At 49.3% G+C, this 21,286-nt stretch carries 23 protein-coding genes; 17 read left to right on the forward strand and 6 right to left on the reverse strand.

Going from position 1 to position 21,286, the window contains the following annotated elements:
- Window positions 1-135 precede the first annotated feature (135 nt).
- The 3 genes from ACI1P2_RS24460 to ACI1P2_RS24470 are packed head-to-tail and all read left to right on the forward strand — an operon-like array spanning window position 136 to window position 1,578.
- Window positions 136-627, forward strand: a complete 492-nt coding sequence (locus ACI1P2_RS24460; RefSeq protein ID WP_355324094.1) for an SRPBCC family protein — start codon at window positions 136-138, stop codon at window positions 625-627.
- A 6-nt stretch (window positions 628-633) separates the two neighbouring features.
- The gene (locus ACI1P2_RS24465) at window positions 634-1,050 is read left to right on the forward strand and encodes a DoxX family protein (RefSeq protein WP_355324239.1); all 417 of its coding nucleotides are present in this window, start codon (window positions 634-636) and stop codon (window positions 1,048-1,050) included.
- A gap of 33 nt (window positions 1,051-1,083) precedes the next feature.
- Window positions 1,084-1,578 carry an SRPBCC domain-containing protein gene (locus tag ACI1P2_RS24470; protein ID WP_355324097.1) on the forward strand — a complete coding sequence of 165 codons (495 nt, stop codon included), beginning with the start codon at window positions 1,084-1,086 and terminating at the stop codon, window positions 1,576-1,578.
- 70 nt (window positions 1,579-1,648) lie between these two features.
- Here ACI1P2_RS24470 and ACI1P2_RS24475 read toward each other — a convergent pair whose 3' ends face one another.
- The 5 genes from ACI1P2_RS24475 to ACI1P2_RS24495 all read right to left on the reverse strand — a co-directional run bounded on the left by ACI1P2_RS24475 (window position 1,649) and on the right by ACI1P2_RS24495 (window position 4,986).
- Window positions 1,649-1,786: a hypothetical protein gene (locus ACI1P2_RS24475; protein WP_355324100.1), complete on the reverse strand. Its 138-nt coding sequence runs from the start codon at window positions 1,784-1,786 to the stop codon at window positions 1,649-1,651.
- Window positions 1,787-1,866: 80 nt separating this feature from the next.
- The gene (isdG, locus tag ACI1P2_RS24480; protein WP_355324102.1) at window positions 1,867-2,214 is read right to left on the reverse strand and encodes a heme oxygenase; all 348 of its coding nucleotides are present in this window, start codon (window positions 2,212-2,214) and stop codon (window positions 1,867-1,869) included.
- On the reverse strand, window positions 2,211-3,017 hold the full coding sequence (locus tag ACI1P2_RS24485; RefSeq protein ID WP_355324105.1) for an ABC transporter ATP-binding protein: 807 nt from the start codon (window positions 3,015-3,017) through the stop codon (window positions 2,211-2,213). Before ACI1P2_RS24485 ends, isdG begins: the two co-directional genes overlap by 4 nt.
- A complete protein-coding gene (locus tag ACI1P2_RS24490; protein ID WP_355324108.1) occupies window positions 3,014-4,021 on the reverse strand; it encodes a FecCD family ABC transporter permease in 1,008 nt (335 codons plus the stop codon). The genes ACI1P2_RS24485 and ACI1P2_RS24490 overlap by 4 nt, the downstream gene beginning before the upstream one ends.
- Entirely contained in the window at window positions 4,018-4,986 is a 969-nt protein-coding gene (locus ACI1P2_RS24495) for an ABC transporter substrate-binding protein (protein ID WP_355324110.1), read from the reverse strand. Before ACI1P2_RS24495 ends, ACI1P2_RS24490 begins: the two co-directional genes overlap by 4 nt.
- 68 nt (window positions 4,987-5,054) lie before the next feature.
- Between ACI1P2_RS24495 and ACI1P2_RS24500 the strand changes: the two genes are divergently transcribed.
- From ACI1P2_RS24500 to ACI1P2_RS24545, 10 genes are all read left to right on the forward strand, one after another.
- Window positions 5,055-5,237, forward strand: coding sequence for a hypothetical protein (locus ACI1P2_RS24500; RefSeq protein WP_355324113.1), 183 nt, complete (start codon window positions 5,055-5,057; stop codon window positions 5,235-5,237).
- Window positions 5,238-5,431: 194 nt separating this feature from the next.
- Window positions 5,432-6,169, forward strand: coding sequence for a heme uptake protein IsdC (gene isdC, locus ACI1P2_RS24505; RefSeq protein WP_355324116.1), 738 nt, complete (start codon window positions 5,432-5,434; stop codon window positions 6,167-6,169).
- A gap of 31 nt (window positions 6,170-6,200) precedes the next feature.
- Entirely contained in the window at window positions 6,201-6,662 is a 462-nt protein-coding gene (locus tag ACI1P2_RS24510; protein WP_355324119.1) for an NEAT domain-containing protein, read from the forward strand.
- A 47-nt stretch (window positions 6,663-6,709) separates the two neighbouring features.
- Window positions 6,710-10,243 (forward strand): NEAT domain-containing protein, encoded by a 3,534-nt coding sequence (locus ACI1P2_RS24515; RefSeq protein ID WP_355324122.1) that lies wholly within the window; start codon window positions 6,710-6,712, stop codon window positions 10,241-10,243.
- A 239-nt stretch (window positions 10,244-10,482) separates the two neighbouring features.
- On the forward strand, window positions 10,483-11,376 hold the full coding sequence (isdE, locus tag ACI1P2_RS24520) for a heme ABC transporter substrate-binding protein IsdE (protein WP_408976334.1): 894 nt from the start codon (window positions 10,483-10,485) through the stop codon (window positions 11,374-11,376).
- Between the two features lie 55 nt (window positions 11,377-11,431).
- Entirely contained in the window at window positions 11,432-12,418 is a 987-nt protein-coding gene (locus ACI1P2_RS24525) for a FecCD family ABC transporter permease (RefSeq protein ID WP_355324125.1), read from the forward strand.
- A complete protein-coding gene (locus ACI1P2_RS24530; RefSeq protein ID WP_355324128.1) occupies window positions 12,408-13,181 on the forward strand; it encodes an ABC transporter ATP-binding protein in 774 nt (257 codons plus the stop codon). Before ACI1P2_RS24525 ends, ACI1P2_RS24530 begins: the two co-directional genes overlap by 11 nt.
- Before the next feature lie 14 nt (window positions 13,182-13,195).
- Window positions 13,196-13,996, forward strand: a complete 801-nt coding sequence (gene srtB, locus ACI1P2_RS24535) for a class B sortase (RefSeq protein ID WP_355324131.1) — start codon at window positions 13,196-13,198, stop codon at window positions 13,994-13,996.
- Window positions 13,997-14,144: 148 nt separating this feature from the next.
- Window positions 14,145-14,693 (forward strand): GNAT family N-acetyltransferase, encoded by a 549-nt coding sequence (locus ACI1P2_RS24540; RefSeq protein ID WP_355324134.1) that lies wholly within the window; start codon window positions 14,145-14,147, stop codon window positions 14,691-14,693.
- A 253-nt stretch (window positions 14,694-14,946) separates the two neighbouring features.
- The gene (locus ACI1P2_RS24545; RefSeq protein WP_355324137.1) at window positions 14,947-16,848 is read left to right on the forward strand and encodes a beta-glucoside-specific PTS transporter subunit IIABC; all 1,902 of its coding nucleotides are present in this window, start codon (window positions 14,947-14,949) and stop codon (window positions 16,846-16,848) included.
- Between the two features lie 71 nt (window positions 16,849-16,919).
- Here the strand turns inward: ACI1P2_RS24545 and ACI1P2_RS24550 are convergent, their stop codons facing one another.
- Complete coding sequence (locus ACI1P2_RS24550) at window positions 16,920-17,840, reverse strand: NAD(P)-dependent oxidoreductase (protein WP_355324140.1); 921 nt, start codon at window positions 17,838-17,840, stop codon at window positions 16,920-16,922.
- Between the two features lie 195 nt (window positions 17,841-18,035).
- On the opposite strand from ACI1P2_RS24550, the gene ACI1P2_RS24555 reads away from it, so the two are divergent.
- From ACI1P2_RS24555 to ACI1P2_RS24570, 4 genes are all read left to right on the forward strand, one after another.
- Window positions 18,036-18,557 carry a DinB family protein gene (locus ACI1P2_RS24555; RefSeq protein ID WP_355324143.1) on the forward strand — a complete coding sequence of 174 codons (522 nt, stop codon included), beginning with the start codon at window positions 18,036-18,038 and terminating at the stop codon, window positions 18,555-18,557.
- Window positions 18,558-18,791: 234 nt separating this feature from the next.
- On the forward strand, window positions 18,792-19,379 hold the full coding sequence (locus tag ACI1P2_RS24560; RefSeq protein WP_355324145.1) for a TetR/AcrR family transcriptional regulator: 588 nt from the start codon (window positions 18,792-18,794) through the stop codon (window positions 19,377-19,379).
- 52 nt (window positions 19,380-19,431) lie between these two features.
- Window positions 19,432-20,913 (forward strand): DHA2 family efflux MFS transporter permease subunit, encoded by a 1,482-nt coding sequence (locus ACI1P2_RS24565; RefSeq protein ID WP_355324245.1) that lies wholly within the window; start codon window positions 19,432-19,434, stop codon window positions 20,911-20,913.
- A gap of 182 nt (window positions 20,914-21,095) precedes the next feature.
- Window positions 21,096-21,278: a small acid-soluble spore protein H gene (locus ACI1P2_RS24570; RefSeq protein ID WP_355324148.1), complete on the forward strand. Its 183-nt coding sequence runs from the start codon at window positions 21,096-21,098 to the stop codon at window positions 21,276-21,278.
- Window positions 21,279-21,286 lie beyond the last annotated feature (8 nt).

Below are 21,286 nucleotides of genomic sequence, written 5' to 3' on the forward strand. Positions count from 1 at the left end.
TTGGAAAAGAACGCATTCAAGTGAAAGCCTGAGTGCGTTTTTTTAGCTGATTTTATAATATTCCTTGACAGGAATATTCCTGTAAGGATATATTAAAGGCATGAATTCGAAACTAAACTAAGGAGCGCCGAATTGATGGAACATTCTAAATCATCCGGAAATACAATCACCTCTGTAATCGACCGGGAAATTGTGGTCAACCGTTTATTTGATGCGCCGCGTGAGCTGGTATTCACAACATGGACGGATCCCGAGCATTTGACCCATTGGTTGGGGCCGAAGGGCTTTACCATCACGGTTCAAGAATTCGATGTCAGACCTGGGGGTGTATGGCGTTATATCATGCACGGTCCGGATGGAACGGATTATCTGAACAAGATCACTTATCGGGAAGTCGTAAGTCCGGAGAAGCTCGTGTATTCCCATGGAGACGGTGACGAAGATGAGTCGTTCCGGGTTACGGTTACCTTTGCGGAGCAGGGGAAGCAGACCGAGCTTACGATGCGGATGCAATTCAAAACAGTAGAGGAACTGGAACAAGTGGTTAAAGAGTATGGAGCGATTGAAGGAGCCAAATCAACGTTTGACCGTCTTGCAGAACGATTGAAAATGGTTACAGGAGGCTGATGTTTGATGAAAAAGCTTGCGATTCCCTATTGGATATTCACAGTGCTGCTGGCGGCATTAATGGGTATAGGGGCGATTCCTAATATGATGTCCGTCCCCGATGCGGTGGTCATGTTCGAGCACTTGGGCTATCCTGTCTACCTGCTTCCTTTTCTTGGGGCTGCCAAATTATTGGGGGTTGTGGCCATTCTTGTTCCAGGCTTTCCGCGAATCAAGGAGTGGGCGTATGCCGGATTGTTCTTCGATTTGGCGGGGGCCATGTATTCAACTATCGCTGTGGACGGATTCTCGGGCGGGACGCTTGTTTTCCTTGTCGGTTATCTGTTGATCGCGGGATCTTATGTTTATTACCATAAAAGACGGAAATCGGCCGTGCAGAATTCAATGAACCCGCTGGCGGGCAGCACACTTCAAGTGAAGTAAAATACCAAATTTATGATTTCCCGGAGGAGCATCATGTCCAAAACTGTTGAGTTAGTCATCACACGCACGATTAATGCGCCAAGGGAACTTGTATTCGAAGCGTTTACGCAAAAGGAGCATTTGAAGCATTGGTGGGGTCCTGCGGGTTGGGAGATGGAAGTGATCAAGCAGGATCTTCGTCCAGGGGGGATCTGTCATTACTGCCTGCAAGCTGATGGAAATGTGATGTGGAGCAAGTTCGTTTACCGGGAAATTGCCGCGCCTGAGAAGGTGATCTATGTCAGCTCCTTTTCCGATGAAGAGGGCAATACAAACAGGGGACCGTTCAGCGAGACGTGGCCGCTGGAGGTTCTGAATACTTTGACATTCTCAGAGCAAAATGGAAAGACGATGATCACTCTTCACGCAGTGCCATTAACTACAGCAGAGGAAGAGTTAGAAACCTTCAAATCGATTCTTGACAGCATGCAGCAAGGCTTCGGGGCAACCTTTGAGCAATTGGATCAGTATTTGGCAGCCAAGGGGTAAAAGCAATGTTAAATATGGGGATGAACAAGCATACAGCCTGTTCATCCCTTTTTACATCAATTGGATTCGTTCAAACAGACGGACGATTAGGAATATGGAATTTGCCCATATTGGTGTTCGTTGTCGGATGCTCTTTGCCGCTCTCCACATTGCTGCTTTTGTCCGCCGTTGACTGCATTTTTTGCTTTAAGGATTTGTTTTTACCCAAATTTGTTACCTCCAGGGAAGTTTTAATGTTACATTAAACAGTATGGATGTTAGGACAAAATCCGATTCACTTAACCAAGCTTAGGCCCGCAGATCCGTCAGTTGAGGGGAATCGATGTCGGCCAGCGGCTGTCTGATAATTTTGACCTCATAAAAAGTAATCTTGTTGTCCAATATGAAATCCGGCATCTCGCGGTGGGAATGAGATTCACGGAAAGCATCGCTGTGCGTCCATGCCTGAAAATGCTCTTTGGAGACCCAGCGCGTGCTGATCGTAACCTCGTCATGGTCTTTGGTGTTCTCCGTTAACAGCACCTCCAGTCCCAGAAATCCTTCCATCATTTCCACTTTTCCCGTTTTGTTAAAACGTTCGATCAGTTTGTTGGCATTGCCTTTTGTAATTTGCGAGGTGTTCGTTACAATCATCATTTTTGAATTCCTCCCGGTTTATTTAAGTTCGTCACAGGTATAATAAGCGGGTATCCGTCGATCACGGCTACATTAGCATCAATCTCGTAGATTTCTTTCAGAAATGCAGGTGTAAGCAAAACTTGCGGACTATCTGCCGCGGCAACAACGCCGTGTTTCATGGCGATCATATGATGGCAGTAAGCGGCTGCCTGCTGCAGATCATGCAGGACCATTACAATCGTGATCTCCCATTGCTCATTGATCCGCTTCAGCATATTCAAAATGTCCAGCTGGTGGGCGATGTCCAAATAAGTAGTCGGCTCATCCAGCAATAAAATATCCGTTCCTTGCGCCAGCGCCATGGCAATTCTCGCCCGCTGCTGCTCACCCCCTGACAGAGTGTAAAACAGTCTCTCCGCATGCCGGCTCATGCCAACGGCATCAAGTGCAAATTCGACCGCCTGGTTATCTTCACGAGTATGCCGCTGCTGAAACAGCTTCTTGTAAGGAGTACGTCCATAAGCGACGAGCTCTTGTACCGTCAGATCAGGTAGGGAGTCTCTGGTCTGCGGAAGCATGGAAATATGCCGGGCCAGCTGTCTGGGCGAAAAAGCGGAAGCAGGCTTTCCGTGAATGAGAATTTCTCCGGCATCGATCCTGATCAGACGGGTGATCGTTTTTAACAGAGTGGATTTGCCGGAACCGTTGGGACCGACTATAGCCGTTATGCGTCCTGGCGGAAATTCAGCGTTAATACTTTTCAGTTGAAAGCCTTGTCTATGAAGCGAAATATCTTTAACGGCAAGTGTGTTCTCCTTCATCTGATTTTCCCCCGTCTCCTGAGCAGAATCAAAAAGAATGGCGCACCCAGCGCGGCCAGCAAAATTCCCGCAGGAAGCTCAATCGGATCAAACCAGGATCTGGCGATCGTGTCTGCAAGGACCACCAAAGATGCCCCGCCCATGACGGATAACGGGAGCAGGAAGCGGTAGTCGTCTCCAATAACAAGCCGGATGGCGTGAGGGACGACAAGGCCGACAAAACCGATCAAACCGGCCACACTGACGGCCGTGCCGGCAAGGAAGGATGCAAGCAGCATGAGCAGGAGCCGCTGCAGCTCGATTCTCTGACCAAGCAGCCTCGCGGATTCGTCCCCCAGCTGCATCAGATTGGCCGGACGTATCGCCGGAATCGTCAGAAGCAGCCCTATCAGGGCATAGGGAGCCATGAAGGAGAGATGATGCCAGCTTCTCCCGTTCAGTCCGCCGGATAACCATGAGAGGACCGCCTGTACACGATCACTGTAAACAACCATAACTCCATTCATAACAGCACCGAGCAGGGCATTAACGGCAACGCCGGCAAGAATAATTTTGACTGGCGAAGCTCCTTTGTCCCAAGCCATTCCATAGATGACAAGCGAGGTGGCAAAAGCTCCGGCGAACGCCGCTGCCGGTAGCAGGTAGCTGTATTGCGGCAGTGCCACCATACAGATGACGGCTGCCAACCCTCCCCCGGAAGACACACCGATAATGCCCGGATCAGCCAACGGATTTTTCATTACTCCCTGAAGCAAAGCACCTGAAGCCGCAAGACAGCCTCCCACCAGCATTCCGGTCAGTATGCGCGGCAGGCGCAAATCCATAATAATCGTTCCATAGCCAGAGCTGCCTCGCTCAAGTATGGCGGACCAAATGTCCGGAACTGTGACGGGAATTGAACCATAGGTCAGTCCATAGACGCTTGCTGCGATAAGAATGAGGGGGGAGAAGAGTAACATGAGATTGCGCCTGTTCGTTCTTTGCCGAACATCAATTGCATTCATTTCACTGTCTCCAGCAAACCACGCAGCTTATCAAGCGCTTCTGTCACCTTGGTGCCAGGATTAGTTCCGAACAGGTCGGAAGGAAGCACATGAACCTGTCCGTTCTTGACCGCGCGAATCCCGTTCCAGGCCGCATTTACCTGCATTTCCTTGAAAAACCCGTCTTTAACCGCCTCTGGCTGTCCATGCGTCATGATTAATATCACTTCAGGATCGGATTCAACAATTCGTTCCGTGTTCAATTGGGCGTAGTGGGGGAAGCCGTTCAGTTCAGGGTAGTCAGATGCGATATTTACTCCACCGGCCAGCTCAAGCAAATCACCGCTCAAGGAATTGGGTAGTGCCGCCAAATACGTTCCGGGCGCTCCATAGATGATCAGGACCCTTGGCCGGGAAGGAAGCTCTTCATTCCGGAGTTTCCCGATTTTGTCGTCAATAGCCCGCACGAGTTCTTCTGCTTTGCTATGCTGATCAAGGATTTCACCCAGCAAGCGTATCTGTTTCTGGATATCAGCAACTGAGTTCGCTTCGGTCAGGATCATGTGCGAGCCAATGCTTTCAATCATCGCGGTATCCTTGGCGTTCAGTACGGCATTGCCGAGCACAAGATCCGGCCTTAGAAAAGTAATTTTCTCAAGATCAAGCTCATGTGTGGTTCCGACCTCTTCAATCTGCGATAGCTTTGCTTCTACGGAGGACGTCGGTCTTCCGACCAGATTGCCGCCGAGAGCGTGAACAATGTCCATATCCCCACTGCTTAGCGCTACTATTCGCGTCGGGGGATAAGGCACCGTCACCTCTCTTCCTGCAAAATCAGTCACCGTAATTGTGGCAGCCTCTGATGGCTCCTCTGCAGAAGCAGACTGGGCCGCAGATGTTTGCCCTTCAATGGAACCGCTGCCAGCCCCGCATCCGGTCAAGAGAAGCAGGATCACGGCACTTACCAATACAGCTTTATTATTCATAAAATACTCCTGTTCCTGAGAGATGGGGAGGAAGAATGAGGAAGAAAATGCTGTATACTTGGATGATAATGAAAATCATTATCACTGTCAATCTCAATTTCGCGTTAGCTAAAAATTTTATTTTTTTGATTGACACCCCCATGAAGAGTGGGATAATATCAAATCGCAACCGCACCTTATTTTGTCACTGGGGAGGGATGCCATGGATTGCTGGTGTGATTAGCCGATTGCCGGACAGGTTAATAGCTTGAAAGAAACCGAGGGGGAGAGTTCACGGTTGCAGGAAAGCAAGAAGAGATGAGGAAGAAGTGTTCTGTAACAACATACAAGCTGATAGGATCATTTTTTTTAAGTTATAATTGAGAATGATAATCAATGAGAATTGCATCCCTGTACTTGTATGATTCATTCAATGAGAGAGATTGAGAGGAGGAAAAGGGTTTCCATGAAGAGGTGGAAAGGAGTTCCAATCCTTTTCTTCACTGCGGTCTTAGGCCTGGTATTATGCGTTACACCCAAGGTCCAGGCAGAAGCCATTGCATTGCAGGATGGAGAATACAGCGTAGACTACAACATTTTAAAAGCTGAAAACGATTCGGTCTCCATGGCAAACGATTATTTTGAAAAACCGGCTGTGATCCATGTGAATAACGGGAAGCTGGAGGCGGAAATCCGGTTGAACCACAGCGCCTGGATCACAGAGTTCAAGGTTCCGGATGGCGGTGGATATGTTGATACGACTACGGTCAGCAGCGATAGTGTTGCTGATACACGGGTAGCACGTTTTCCGCTGCAGAGCCTGGAATCCCCGCTTGCCGCTAAAATCCATGTGACCGTTCCATCCGTAGATTATGACCATGATTACACGATCCGCTTTGCCTTTGATAGCAGCAGCATTACTCCGGTGAAGGCTGAAAAATCTGCTGCTGCAAAAACTGAAAACAATGCTCCGAATTCGGCAAGTACTGCTGCTTCCGGAGCGAATGATGGTCCGGGGAACCGGGTTCAGGCTAATGCTCAAGAAGTTAAGTCATATAACAACGCTTTAAAGAGTGAAGGGTCGAGCGATCAAGTAATCAATCCGCCAACAGCGGATGCCGCTCCAATTGCTGCATGGGTGGCTGTTTTTGCGGTATCGCTTTTGTTTTTGCTCCGGCGATTGTTTCTGTCCAAAGCCAAATAAAATTTTTTATAAAAAGGAGATTGATCTGATCATGAAAAAAAACTTGCTGCTTAAATGGTCGTTAATGGCGTTCGTAGTGTTTGCATTGCTCTTGCCTTATGGTGCAGCCGGAGCCGCTCCTGCAGACGGGAAATATACGATCAATTACACCGTACTGAAGGATGGAACGGACAGCACTTCCATGATGGACAGTTATACCGTGAAACCGGCTAATCTGACGGTTACCGGAGGCCAGGCTTATGTGACCTTCACGCTGAAAAACAGCTCTTGGATCACCAAGTTCCAAACCGAACAAAACGGCCAATATGTTGACGCTGATGTCGTCAGCAGTGACGCGGCAGCTAACACCAGAGTCGTTGGCTTCCCGGTTGCCGATTTGGATGCCAAGCTTAACGCTTATACGGAAGTGGTTATTCCTGTCCTGAACTACAACGGCAAATATGAAGTGCAGCTGAAGTTTGATACAGCAAGCATCACTCCTGTAACTCCTTAATAAGCCATGAACACCGTAAAATTAAGGATTGAGGAGAGCTGAATGAATTGAACAGGTTATTTAAAAAAGCGGCATTGATGTTTACCATCCTCTGCCTATTGCTGGGTACATCGCAAGTTCCTTCGCTCATGGGCTCGGCCTTTGCTGCCACGGAGGCACCGCTGGCGAAATTGACGGGCAGCACAACGGCAAAAGCCGGCGACTCATTACAGGTAGAACTGCAATTCAGGGGTGTCACCGACAGCGTATATCAGAATGTATATGAGCTGGAATCGACGATCTCGTTCGATGAAGAGCGTCTAGAGCTTGTGTCGGTTGAATCTGCTCTTGCCGATTATTCATTGTCCTATGACCAGACCGCCGATGATCAAGTGCATCTATCCGCGTCTGTGGATTCAGAACAAGCAGCGACCAATGCGAATAACACGTTTGCATTGCTGACATTCAAGGTGAAGCCACTGGACGAGCCGGCCTCTGCAGAGGTAGCTTTGGTCTCCGCATCGATTTCCAATGAAGGCGGAGATACATATCGCTTCAGCCACACCTCTGCGTATCAGGTGCAGCTGCAGCCGGAAGATCAGGCAGCTGTAGGCGTGATTCCTGATGGAGAATACCCGATTGGCTTCAGTATATTGAAAGATGGCACGGATGACATTTCAGTCATGCAACAGTATGTTGATACTGCGAGCGGCAAACTGACCGTAAGCGGAGGCAAGAAGTTCGTTTCATTCAAGCTGCTGCAAAGCGCGGAAATTACCAGCTTTAAAACGGAAGTGGACGGGCAGTTGACAGAAACGGATACGATCAGTGAGGATGCCGGCGCCAATACCCGTACCGTGCGTTTTGAGGTTACTGATCTGTCGTCCAGGCTAAACGGCTGGGTGAAAATCTACTGGGATTTAACAGACGTGGTGGGTGCACCTTTTATCTATGATGAGGAGTACAACGTTGATCTGGCTTTCGATACCTCCGGTGTACCGGTTGAATATCCGACAGAGCCTGAAACGCCGGTAGAAGGAACCCCGGATAAGGAATATGCCGTTGATCTCAAATTTTTAAAAGACGGAACAGATGAAACGTCTTCGATGAACAGATATGTTGAGCCTTCAAGCAGCATGGTGTCCATCTATGAAGACAGAAAATTCATCACGTTTACTCTGCTGGACAGCTCTTCCATCACTGGCTTCAAAACGGAGCAGGACGGTGTGCTGACCGATGCTGAAGTTATCGGCGAAGATGCTGCCAAGAATACACGTACTCTGCGATTTGAAGTCGGTGACCTTAGTGAACGGATTAACGCTTTGGTTCAGGTTCACGTTGTTTTGGGTAATGGCCAGGTCTACAGTGCTGAATATCAGGTCGATATTCAACTGACTGCCGATGAAAATCCTGGCGGGGAGCCAGTGGATCCCGAGGTTCCGGAGCCGGCGAATCCTGGAATCCCCGACGGTGAGTATCCAATCACCTTTAACATTTTGAAGGACGGTACGGAAGAAACGTCGGTCATGTACCAGTATGTGGATGCAGCCAGCGGCAAGTTGACCGTGAGCGGCGGCAAGCAGTATGTTTCATTCAAGCTGCTGCAAAGTGCGGAAATTACCAGCTTTAAGACGGAGAAAGACGGCCAGCTCGTTGAAGCCGAGACCGTAAGCAAGGATACCGCAGCGAACACGCGGATGGTACGGGTTGAGGTCGCCGATTTGACATCCAGGCTGAATGGCTGGGTGAAAATTTATTGGGATTTGACGGACACGGTCGGTTATCCGTTCATTTATGACGAAGAGTACAACGTCGATCTGTCATTCGGAGAGGTAGGAGTGCCTGGAACAGATCCGGGTACAAGCAATCCTGATCCTGGAACTCCGACAAATCCAGGGACCCCGACCACTCCGGAGACACCTGCACCAGCTCCAGGCGGGGGCGGCGGTGTACCGGTGGAGACCGGAGACGGAATTTACAGCATCCGCTTCGGAGCATTTTATCCGGATGGAGTCCAGAAGTCGCGAATGGCCGATTATTTGGCCAGTCCTGCAACACTCATCAAGGAAAACGGCATCAACCGGATCAATATGACAGTGAAGGACAGCTCCTACATCACCAGTTTGCAGGTCTATCATGATGGTTCATACGACGAGGTATCGACGATCAGTGAAGACTCGGGTCAGAACACACGTGTAATTAGTTTTGAGGTGGCTGATTTGAATGTGCCTGTAGATGCCAAGGTCAAGGTGGAGATTCCGGCGTTGAATTACTATGGAGATTATGATTTTATCATCAAATTTTATCCTTCTACGATCGAAGCCGGGGCTCCGGATCCTTATATAGGCGAATCGCCGACGGTAAACCTCCTGGAAGACGGGGAATACTCCGTTCCATTCGAAGTGAAGGAAGAGGATGGTAAGAAAATTTCTTCTGTCAGCGACAAATTCGTTAGTCCTGCAGGTTTGACAGTGAAAAACAAGGTGAATACCGTGAGCATGACCATCCGGGACGGCTCTTCTGTGACCGAACTACAGGTGGACGGGGGTAAGTCCTATAAGGATGTCTCCGTTGCATCACGCGACGAGAAGCAGAACACCAGAGTGGTCACATTTGAAGTGACAGACCTGACAAAGCCGGTGTATGCCAAAGCGAAGGTGTCCGGAAAAGAGTATGCACTTCAGTTTGTCTTCAATGTTGGAGACCTGGAGGAAGGGTTGCCAAAACCTTACGTTGAGGCGCCTGTAAAGGAGCCGGCATTAAAGGATGGAACCTACACTGTGGATTTCAGCCTTAAAGCACCGACAGGAGTGGAACAATTCTTCAGCAGAGGTGCAGGCTTGAAGGTGAAAGACAACAAAGTCTATGCACAGCTGCTGCTGAATCACAGCTCATCCATCAGCAAATTTGAGGTGGAGCTTGACAGTCAATTTGCCGGCACTGATGCGGTGAGCTCTGATCCGGTATCTGATACCCGTGTAGCGGGATTTGCTCCGGACAGTCTGGTCAAACCGGTAAAAGCCAAGCTTCATATCGTACATCCAGCAGTTGTTGCTTCTGCAGGCTACCAGCTTCCTCTGTTCCTCAGCTCTAATAATGGCGTTACAGCTGTTGGTACAGAAGCATCCGCTGCTGTGGCCGAGGCTCAGGCTGTGGAAACCGTAGCAGCACCATCTTTGCCAGCCGATGGCGAGTATGAGGTTGAAATCACTTTCGATGCTTCGAGCATTACTGCTGTTGATGAAACAGCTGCAGGCAGTTCGGAAAGCGGATCAGACAGCACCGGAACTTCCGGCACTGCTGCATCTGACACCACTGGCTTACCGGAAGTGGAAAGGGCGGCTCCTGTTGCAACGACTGCAACCGATCCGGATGTGGATCAGAAACCTGAAGCAGGAAAAGAGGGCATGCCAGGCTTCGACCGTAATGCCGATAAGATTGTACAGGCAGAGCTTACGGCGGGTGACCCTGTCGCTGCTGAAAAGAGAAGCACAGGGCAAAATCCGGCTACTGCTGATACTGCGCCTCTGGCCATTTACGTGCTCCTCCTCGCAGGCTCGGCATGGATTCTGATCCGGCACCGCAAGGCAATCAGAAAATAGATGGAGTATCCCATAAAGCTATAGTGCTGGTGATATTTTCACATTGGTCTTGGTGCGCTTAACCCGCGCATCAAGACTTGCTTTTTAAGAGAATGGAATGCACACATTTTCAGCGGAGCCGAACAGTTCTATATTCGCTAGAAAAACTTCTGCTATGAGCGATCTGGCTTCCTTGAATGTACATCGATAGATGTTTTTCTTATTGTATATCGATAGACGATTTCTTTAGGAGATGGCTTATGTTAAAACCGATTTGGCTTACACTGATCAGCATGCTGATTTTGCTCGGAACGACAGCATGCGCATCCGGCAGCACCGAGCCGTCCGTGTCGGCATCCGCGGAAAGCTCCGGCAATGAACCGCGAATTGTATCCACAACAGTGGCAATTACGGAAATTATGGATGCATTGGAGCTGGATCTTGTCGGGATTCCTACAAGCAGCAAAGAACTGCCTGAACGGTACAGGGATGCTGTTCCGGTGGGCAATCCGATGAGTCCCGATCTGGAAAGAATCCGTGCCCTGCAGCCAACCGATGTGCTGTCCGTCACGACCCTTCAATACGATCTTGAACCGAAATTTTCCGGAGCCGGTATCCCGTCTGATTTTCTCAATTTGCAAAGCGTAGCCGATATGCAGCAGACAATCCGAAGACTTGGGGAAGAGTACGGACACGAGCAGCAGGCTGCAGCGATCAGGGGGCAGATTGATGCGAAGCTGGCAGATATCAAACAGAAGGTTGAAGGAAAGAAGCAGCCAACGGTGTTGATTCTGCTTGGCGTGCCCGGCAGCTATCTGGTCGCGACGGAGCATTCGTTTATCGGTGACCTGGTGAAGCAGTGCGGGGGCATCAATATTGTCCAGGGAGAAAAAGTCGAGTATTTGGCTTCGAACACCGAATATTTGCAGCAGGCCAACCCGGACATTATTTTGCGGGCGGCTCATGGCATGCCGGAGGAAGTGGTGAAAATGTTTGAACAGGAATTTAAGCAAAACGATATCTGGAAGCATTTTAGTGCCGTCAAAAATGATCGTGTCTACGACCTGGAAGAGCGTTTGTTCGGAACGACCGCCAATCTGGCGGTGGGCGAGGCGCTGGATGAGTTGATGGGTATGATGTATCCCGAGAGCTGAAAATTCAGGATTATTGGCAGCAGATAAATACTGAGCGAGATAGGAAGTAATCTGTATGAATAAAAAAATATGGAGCTTTGCGATTGTCATTGTGCTCTTGATTTATATGATCGTGCTGTCTGCGGTGACAGGCAGTCTGAAAATCGGCATGCTTGATTTTGTGCGCGGACTGTTTACAGGCGGGAATGAAACCGTGGAGGTAATCAAGGATTTGCGGCTGCCGCGGCTTATTGTCGCGCTGTTCGCCGGCGCGTGCTTCGCGGTATCCGGCGCGCTGCTGCAGGCCGTCATGCGCAACCCGCTGGCAGATGCCGGCGTCATCGGCATCGCATCAGGCGCCAATTTTTTTCCGACCGTGATGATTGTGCTTGCGCCGCAGCTGTATTATTGGTCTCCACTGTTTGCCTTTCTGGGCGGTGCACTGGCGTGTTTTCTCGTCTACACTCTTTCATGGAAATCAGGGCTTAGCCCCATCCGCATCGTGCTGGTTGGCATCGCGGTGAACGCTATGTTCACCGGATTAAATGAGGCTTTCATGATCAGCTGCAGCTATCTGCTTGGAACCAATCCCGATGCATCGGTATCCTCCAACATTTCCATGGAGACATGGAAGGATGTGCAGATGATTTCGACATACGGATCGGCCGGGTTAATCATATCTGTCATGCTTGTAACCTGGTGCAACATGCTGGCGCTGCAGGACAAGACGGCTGCTAACCTGGGACTACGCGTGACACGGGCCAGACTTGTCATCTCGGCGGTGGCAGTGCTGCTTGCGGGCGTGGCGACAGCTGTGGCCGGTGTCATTTCGTTCGTCGGACTGCTTATCCCGCATATTGCACGGCTGCTGGTAGGCTCGGATTACAGGGCAGTGATCCCGTTTTCCGCGCTGCTGGGTGCACTGCTGATTCTGACGGCAGATACCTTGGGACGGACACTGGTGGCTCCTCTGGAGATTCCTGCATCCACGATTATGGCTGTCATTGGCGGTCCTTTTTTGATTTTTATGCTGAGAAGGGGAGACAGGGTCTATGGAAGTTAGGCAGGTTACATTCACTTATGACCGCAAAGTAAACCGCCTGCATAATATTGCTGCGGATATCCCGGCCGGACAGACAACGACAATCATCGGGCCGAACGGATGCGGCAAATCGACACTGCTTGGTATCATGTCCAGGAACTATCAGCCGCAGAAGGGCGAGGTTGTGCTGGATGGCAAGGCGATTCATCAGTATGCCCCCAAGGAGTTTGCGCAGAAGCTGGCGATTGTCCACCAACATAACGAAGCACCTGCCGATCTTACCGTGGAGAAGTTGGTCAGCTATGGCCGTATGCCGCATCGGGGCTGGTTTTCGCCGGATCACGATTCGGAAGGGGTTGCCATTGAGCGGGCATTGGGGAGCACGAATTTGCTGTCCAAGCGGGCCTTGACGATTGACAGCCTGTCCGGCGGAGAACGGCAGCGGGTGTGGATTGCCATGGCACTTGCCCAGGATACCCAGGTGCTCTTTCTGGATGAGCCGACGACTTATCTGGACATGTATTACCAGATCGAAATCCTGGAGCTGGTAAGGCGGTTAACTACGGACTTTGGTATGACGGTTGTCATGGTTCTGCATGATATTAATCAGGCGATCCGGTACAGCGATCATATTATCGTGATGAATGACGGCTGTATTGTGGCTCAAGGAGCACCATCCGATGTGGTTACAGAGGAAATGCTCTTTTCCGTGTATGGTGTCCGCGCACATTTGCGAAGAGACACTGAGGCAGGGCTGTATGTCCTGCCGGCAGGCATAGGATGAGAAGGGATGCAGCTATGCTGGCACATTTGACTGTTATATACCATAAGCCGATTGTACAAAAGGCAATATGGCTGCTTTGGGCCGCTATTTTCCTGGTCGCCGCATGCAAGCTGACTGCTTATGCAGCCGACTATTATACGAACCGCCGGAGTTTGGCGGAAGCAAGCCGAATTTATCATCAGGAAGCAGTGGTCCCAGTTCCGAATTCAAATGGGGCAGAGAATAATGAGGCGGCAACTGCTGGTAAGACGAGACCGCAGTTTCAGCCTCTCTTGGCTATCAATCAAGATATTGTCGGCTGGCTGACGATTGACGGAACAGAGGTGGATTACCCGATTCTGCAGGCTGCAGACAACGAGTTCTATTTGACCAGGAATTATAAAAAGGAGCAGACAAGGGCAGGCAGCATTTTTCTCGATTTCCGGAACCGGATTGATGGGGCAGATCGGAATACCGTTATTTACGGTCACCGGATGAAGGATAATTCCATGTTTGGCAGTTTGAAAAAGTATCTTGATAAGAAATACTTTGATGCGCACCCGGTGATTTATTATGACACGCTGTATGGCAGCTACGACCTGGAGATTTTTTCAGTTTACCGCACAACGGCCGAGGTGAATTATATACGCACCTCCTTTAATTCGGAACGTGATTATGCCGAATTTATCGAGCAATCGAAGGGGCGCTCCGAATATGAGACAGGCGTCCAAGTGAGTACGGATAACCGCATTGTTACGTTATCAACCTGCGATTATGCATTGGATGCTGAAGAGGGCAGGCTGGTTGTGCAGGCCAGGTTGGTGGATAGAGAGTAAGACTGTATAATGAGTTATACTGGTTTACAAACTGAAAACTTACCAGGAGGTCGTGATGATGACGGAGCAATACATATTTCGTTAGGTCCGCGGTCCCCCGCCGTATCCTGTTTCGCACCTTTTATAACATTAGATCGGGAGGACGAACATGGATATTTTGATTAGAGAGCTGGCGGCTGGGGACGAGGACCGGGGGATAAACATTAATGACAGCTTTATCGTGAATTCTGCTCTTGTTCTTTCCATGACGGGACAACAGATTGAATATACGGTGAAAGAGATACCCGCTTATGAGAAAAGCTACGATAATGATCAGTTTGCAGAAGAGACGGATTATTCGGAATACATTGGCAACCCGGATCAAATCTGTTATTTGGCGCTCGCGGAGAATCGGGTCGTGGGCCAAATTCTTTTGCAAAGGAACTGGAACAAGTATGCGTATGTCGCAGACATCAAAGTTGACACTCATTACAGAGGATACGGCATTGGCCGGAAACTAATCGAACAAGCCAAGAGCTGGGCGAAGGAGTGCGGTATGCCAGGAATCATGCTGGAGACGCAAAGCAACAATGTCCAGGCTTGCAAGTTCTATGAAAGTTGTGGATTTGTTATCGGCGGTTTCGACTCCTACGTATACAGAGCACTTGATAAACCAAGCGACGAAATCGCGCTCTACTGGTATTTGGTGTTTTATTAAAAAATATCAGCTGTAGTTGCGAAATTTAAATTAAAAAATATTAATTGTATGCGTTGACAAACGGATGAAACCGTTATATTCTATACACATCAAACAGAATAACAACCTAGGATTGTTACTGGTTATGCAGGCAAAACCTAAGTCGTGATTAAAAGTGGGGCAGAAATGCCGACCCTATTATCATGGCTTAGGTTTTTTGTTTGCCTTGATTTCCTGTAATGTACTTTTTAACTACAAATTGGGGGTATTAGCTGTGAGCTACGAAAAATTAGCCAAAGAGATTGTGGAGGGCGTTGGCGGCGAAAAAAATGTCGACTCGCTTGTCCACTGTGCAACACGGCTGCGCTTTGTCCTCAAGGACAATGCCAAGGCAGACAAAGCCAAGCTGGAGAAAACTGACGGAATTATCACGGTAAAGGAAAACGGCGGACAGTTTCAGGTTGTCATCGGGAATACCGTTCCCGAGGTGTACGCAGCCATCGGCAAGGTCAGCGGCATTCTTGACGAATCCGGCTCCGGTTCAAAGGAAAAGGAGAAAAGTGGTAAAAAAGGTTTTGGAAGCGTAATTGAAGTCATCTCCAGTATCTTTGCTCCACTAATGGGCGTTATGGCCGGTGCCGGTATTCTTAAAGGTTTGCTGCTCATTGCCAGCAATTTTGGCTGGCTGGACAAGGCCGGTTCGACATATACGATCCTGTACGCCGCTGCGGACGCGCTGTTTTACTTCCTGCCTGTGCTGCTTGCGGTGACTACGGCGAGAAAGTTCGGCGGAAATACGTTTACTGCCGTAACGATAGCAGGCGCTTTGCTTTATCCTTCGGTCATTGAGCTGAAAAATGCAGGGGCGGCAGCAGACTTCTTCGGTATTCCTGTGATCATGATGAGTTACTCGTCCACGGTTATTCCGATCATCCTGGCGGTCATCGTCATGAGCAAACTGGAGAAGTTCTGCAACCGTGTCATCCATGAGAGTGTTAAGAACTTTGTCACACCACTGATCTCGCTGGTCGTAATGGTGCCGCTTACTTTGATGGTATTTGGACCATTCGGGGTTTATGTCGGAAACGGCATTGCATCTGTATTGCTTGCGGCATTTTCCTTCAGCCCGCTCATTGCGGGGGCGATTTTGGGCGCAACCTGGCAGATGCTCGTTATTTTCGGTGTTCACTGGGGCCTTATTCCGGTATTCATTAACAACATCGCAGTATATGGAAAAGACGGCATCAAACCGGCAGCAACCGCTTCCGTTTTTGCACAAGCCGGTGCTTCCTTAGGCGTCATGCTGAGAACGAAAAACAAGAAGCTGAGAACACTTGCAGGTTCCACTACTCTGTCAGCCCTGTTCGGTATTACCGAACCTGCCGTTTACGGGGTAACCCTGCCGCTTAAGCGCCCGTTCATCGCAGGCATTATTGGCGGCGCTGTGGGCGGCGCCATCATCGGCCAGGCCGGTACGCAGGCGTTTGCTTCCGGTGCTCCGGGACTGCTGACCCTGCCAATTTTCTACGGTCCAGGCGGACAAGGCTTCCCGGGTCTGATCATGGGGATTACGGCATCGTTCCTGATCTCGGCTGTTCTGACTTACATTCTCGGATTTAAGGATCCTGTCGAGGAGGAAGAAACGGCTAAACCCACTGCTGATAAAGACAACGCTCCAGCCAATGCCGCCGGAAAAGCCAGTGATAAGGCGTTTAGCCCGCTGAGCGGAACTGTAGTTCCATTATCGGAGGTTCCAGATCCGGCCTTTGCTTCAGAAGCCATGGGCAAGGGTGTTGCAATTGAGCCGGCTGCGGGGCGGATCGTCGCTCCGTTTGACGGAACGGTAACCGTTGCATTTAAGAAAAAACACGCTTTGGCTGTCGTTTCGGATAAAGGCGCGGAAATTCTGGTTCATGTGGGCATCGATACAGTGAAGCTGGATGGCCAGCACTTCACGTCCCACATTCAGGAAGGCGACCGTGTTAAAGCAGGACAGCTGCTGCTTGAATTTGATGTGGAAAAGATCAAGGCTGCCGGTTATCACACGGTTACACCAATCATAGTAACCAACAGCCATGATTACGCAGATGTGCTCCCGCTTCAGCAAGGAAAGGTACGCGAGGGGGATGAGCTGCTGCAGATCATTGGCGGAGATGAAACTGGTGATCCGGAATAAGTGTTATTGAAATAAACAGGCTCCTGCTCTCATCAAGAGGGCAGGAGCCTCCTTTTTTATCAGGCACCTTTCTATAGAGATGCTGTTTCCTGCTTCTCAAGCACTTTTATGATGCTCGTAAAGCTGTTGTTATGGTAGCCCTCCTGCATGCCTCGTTTGAAAAGCTCCAAAACTGCCGCAGGCAAAGAAGAGTCAACACCTGCTTCCTCCGTGGTATGGAGAACATGCTCCACACTTGCCAGGCCCATAAACAGTCTGTCCACATTGCCAGGGTGCTCATCCGCGTCGATGCGTGGCGTGTAGAACTGGATGAATTGAGGCAGTGCGGCTGTGATGCCTGATGCCGTAGACAGGAACTCTTCAGCCGTGATTCCATTTTTCTTGGCTACTGTGATCGCGTGAAAATAACTGACCATTGAGGTCCAAAATATATCCATTTGCAGCTGGTAGTAAAGCGCAGCCAGCCCTGGTTCTTCGCCGCGGTAATCGGTACTGGTGAGAACCTCCAATGTTTTCTTGTTGGCTTCAAACACTTCTCTGGGTCCGCTGTAGAAGGTGAAGGACTCAGGGCTGCCGATACCGGATGGAGGCACCTGTACTCCTCCCGTGATATGAATTGCTCCATGATTTCCCAGCCATTTTGCAGCTTCACGCGCTTTATGTGGAGTATCCGAGCTGAGGTTGACAATTACCTTGCCCTGCAGGGAAGCGGCCGCAGGCTCGAGAATAGTGTACATCGCATCGTAACTCGTCAGGCTCAGAATCACCAGCTCATTGGCTTCCAGCGCTTCGGTCACACTGGAGGCTTTGATTGCGCCTTTAGCAGCAAGTTCATCAGCTTTGCTTAAGGTCCGGTTCCATACGGTTAATTCATAGCCTTCATTCAGGAAAGCGTTCCCCATCGCCTGGCCCATCGGTCCGAGACCAATAAGAGTCACTTTTTTTGATCCTTGCCCCTCAAGATTCAGGTTTAAATTTTTTTGATCTGTCAAGGCTGACAGCTCCTTTCTAATGAGACTAATAGAATGATAAAGTATGACACCAGTGTCAAAGTCAACGCGTTTTTTCCGAAAATGAACCTTCAGCTCCCAGATTTGTGCAAACTATTGTATAATCCTACTATCTTTAAGAAGCATGCATGTATCCGTAGTAGTTTACTCTAATCAACGGAAGGGGAGTTCATCGAAATGGAAGCTAATACGAACGAAAAAAAGCCTTTTTTCACCAACTATATCAACCAGGTTCCGGAGGGAAACATCATTGAGATTCTGGCCGATCAAATTGAAGAAACGCTTTCCATTCTGCAGCCTCTGGGCGAAGATCAAGCAAACTTCAGATATGCCAGCGACAAATGGAGCATTAAAGAAGTGGTTGGTCATTTGACAGACAATGAGCGGGTATGGACTTATCGGCTGCTTCGGATCGCACGCGGCGACAATCTGGTCTATCCTGGATATGAGCAGGATCAGTTTGTCAAAGAAGCGCAGTTTGATCATGTTCCTTTTAAGGATTTGCTCGAAGAGTTTGAATCGCTCCGAAAATCAACGCTTTTCATGGTAAAAGGGCTTCCGGCAGAAGCGTGGCAGCGGCAGGGTGTCCTCAACCAGGACCCTCTGACGGCAAAGCAGGCGGCTTATGTCATTGCCGGCCACGAGATTCATCACATGACCATCCTTAAAGAGCGTTATCTGCCTGAGTTCCGGAGTTAGATACTCCTGTCGTGCTGTGTGACACAAAATATATGAATACAGTTGTATTGATGTAGGAAATCATAAAACCCCTGTCTATTGTTTATTGAAACAAGTCAGACAGGGGTTATTTGCATCCTTCCGTAACCAAATCCGGTGCTCATACGTCTTCTATATATCCGCTATTGACATGCTTCAGTGGAACTGATTTAATTATGTAGACCAGTTGTTATAATTTTTAGGGATGTGGTTCCATTGGGCGAAAAATCTAACCCTAAAGAGGCGATTGTCTATACAGCGGCAAGGCTTTTCTTTTCTCAGGGATATCATGCTACCGGCCTTAATCAGATCATCAAGGAAAGCTGTGCGCCGAAGGGGTCGTTGTATCATTATTTTCCGAACGGCAAAGAAGAGCTCGCGCATGTGTGCATTGGGAAGGCGAATGAGCATATTGTTCACAAATTTCGGGACACATTTGCCGCATATGACAATACAGGGGATGCGATTCGGCATTTTATTCATGAGACGGCAGATGAGGCGGAGGCTGCCGGATTTACCGGATTTTTGCCATTCAGCTTCTGGGCGGCAGTTGAAACATCCTGTATAAGCGACAAGCTGCGCAAAGACTGTCAGGAAGTGTTCACAGCCTGGCAGGACATCATTGCGGAGCGGCTTCGTATGGACGGCTTTGAGGAGAAAAAAGCTCATGAGATGGCGCTGCTGATCCTCTCCATGATGGAGGGCGCGCTGATTATCAGCCTGACCCATCAGAGCAAGGAACCATTGCTGAATGCGGCAGATTATTTGTCAGTTATGACGAAGAATGCTGATTTGCTGAATTAAACAACTAAAAAGAGATAGATACACCAAGGAGGATGGAAACGTGGAGGCAACCATGAAAGCTGGTTCTGTACAGGATCAGCAGGCAACAAAGCAATACAAGGTCATCCCGATATTATTTGCAATGCTGCTGAGCGGGTTTATCGGCCTGTTCAGTGAAACGGCTCTTAACGTGGCTATGACACCATTGATGGGCATTCTGCAGGTAGGGCCAACAACGATTCAATGGCTGACTACCGGTTATTTGCTGGTGATGGGAATTCTGGTTCCGGTTTCGGGACTGCTGCTGCAGTGGTTCACTACCAGGCAGCTCTTTACGGCATCATTGATTTTCTCAATTGCAGGAACGATCGTGGCTGCGCTCGCGCCGAGTTTTGAACTGCTGATGGTCGCTCGGGTGCTGCAGGCGGCAGGTACGGCGCTGCTGCTTCCTTTGCTGTTTAACACCATACTGGTCATTTTCCCGATTGAAAAACGCGGCTCCGCGATGGGATTTATCGGTCTTGTCATCATGTTCGCACCGGCCAGCGGGCCGACGATTTCCGGATTGATTCTGGCCAACCTGACCTGGCACTGGATTTTCTGGATTTCACTGCCGTTTTTCGTTATTTCTCTGATATGCGGATTAATATTCTTGCCTAATATTTCAAAACTGACCAAGCCTAAAATTGATATTCTGTCCATCATTCTGTCTACAATCGGCTTTGGCGGAATCGTGTATGGTTTCAGCAGTGCAGGCGGTCATGGGGAAGGCGGAGGCGGCTGGTCAAGTCCGGTTGTTATTGCTACCGTGGTCATTGGCGGGCTGGCGCTGCTGGTGTTCAGCATTCGCCAGTTGAGAATGAAAGAGCCCATGATGAATCTTCGCGCATTCAAATTTCCAATGTTCACGATCGGTCTGATTCTGATCTTTATCTGTATGATGATGATGCTGTCATCCATGTTGATTTTGCCAATGTACCTGCAGCAAGGTCTTGCCTTGAGCGCTCTGACAGCTGGTCTTGTGCTGCTGCCCGGCAGCTTGCTGAACGGATTCCTGTCACCGGTGATGGGGCGTCTGTTTGACAAATTCGGTCCTAGATGGCTGGTCATTATTGGCCTGGTCATTGTGTCGGTTATTCTGTTTGTGTACTCCAGAATCACGCCGACAACACCATATGGATTGATTGTTGCCATGCATGTGCTTATGATGATCGGCATCTCGATGATTATGATGCCTGCTCAGACCAATGGCTTGAATCAGCTGCCACCCGAATATTATCCTCACGGTACGGCGATCATGAACACCCTGCAGCAGGTGGCGGGAGCGATTGGCACAGCGGTTGCGGTAAGCATTCTCAGTGCTGGCCAGATAGGTTATCTGAGTCACGCAGCCAATCCTGAAAGTGCTGAAAGCAAGCTGGCTGCCTTTACGGCCGGTGTACAGCACGCTTTCACTTTTGCCTTTATCCTGGCATTGATCGGGCTGGTCTGCTCGTTCTTTGTGAAACGGGTTAAAGTAAACAACCAAATGGGCCAGCAAGGCTCCACGCATTAAAATAATCATATATCCACATAGAGCATTTTAGCTGTGACAAAATACACCCTTCAGAATTAACATCTGCTTTCCGAAGCATGATTGGAATTCTGAGGGGTATTTTTGTTGTGAGAATGCATAACCGTTCTTTTACCTGTACATAGTAAAGGCGAATTCTACTCAGCAATGGAGGTTCTTCCTGAATGAATATTCAAAGAGCACAGGAAATCGCGGCATCTCCCGTAATGGCGAATGTGCTGTGTGATGGAGCACAGATCTATATTCAGCATGTAGACGAGCAAAACGAGACGGCACGCATTTATCCGCTTGGCAATCCGCAGGAAGAGCGGGAAGTGCCTTTATATGCATTAACGGAGCAAGATTAGAGCTAAGA

It is taken from the genome of Paenibacillus jiangxiensis (assembly GCF_046098255.1).
Lineage (GTDB): Bacteria > Bacillota > Bacilli > Paenibacillales > Paenibacillaceae > Paenibacillus > Paenibacillus jiagnxiensis.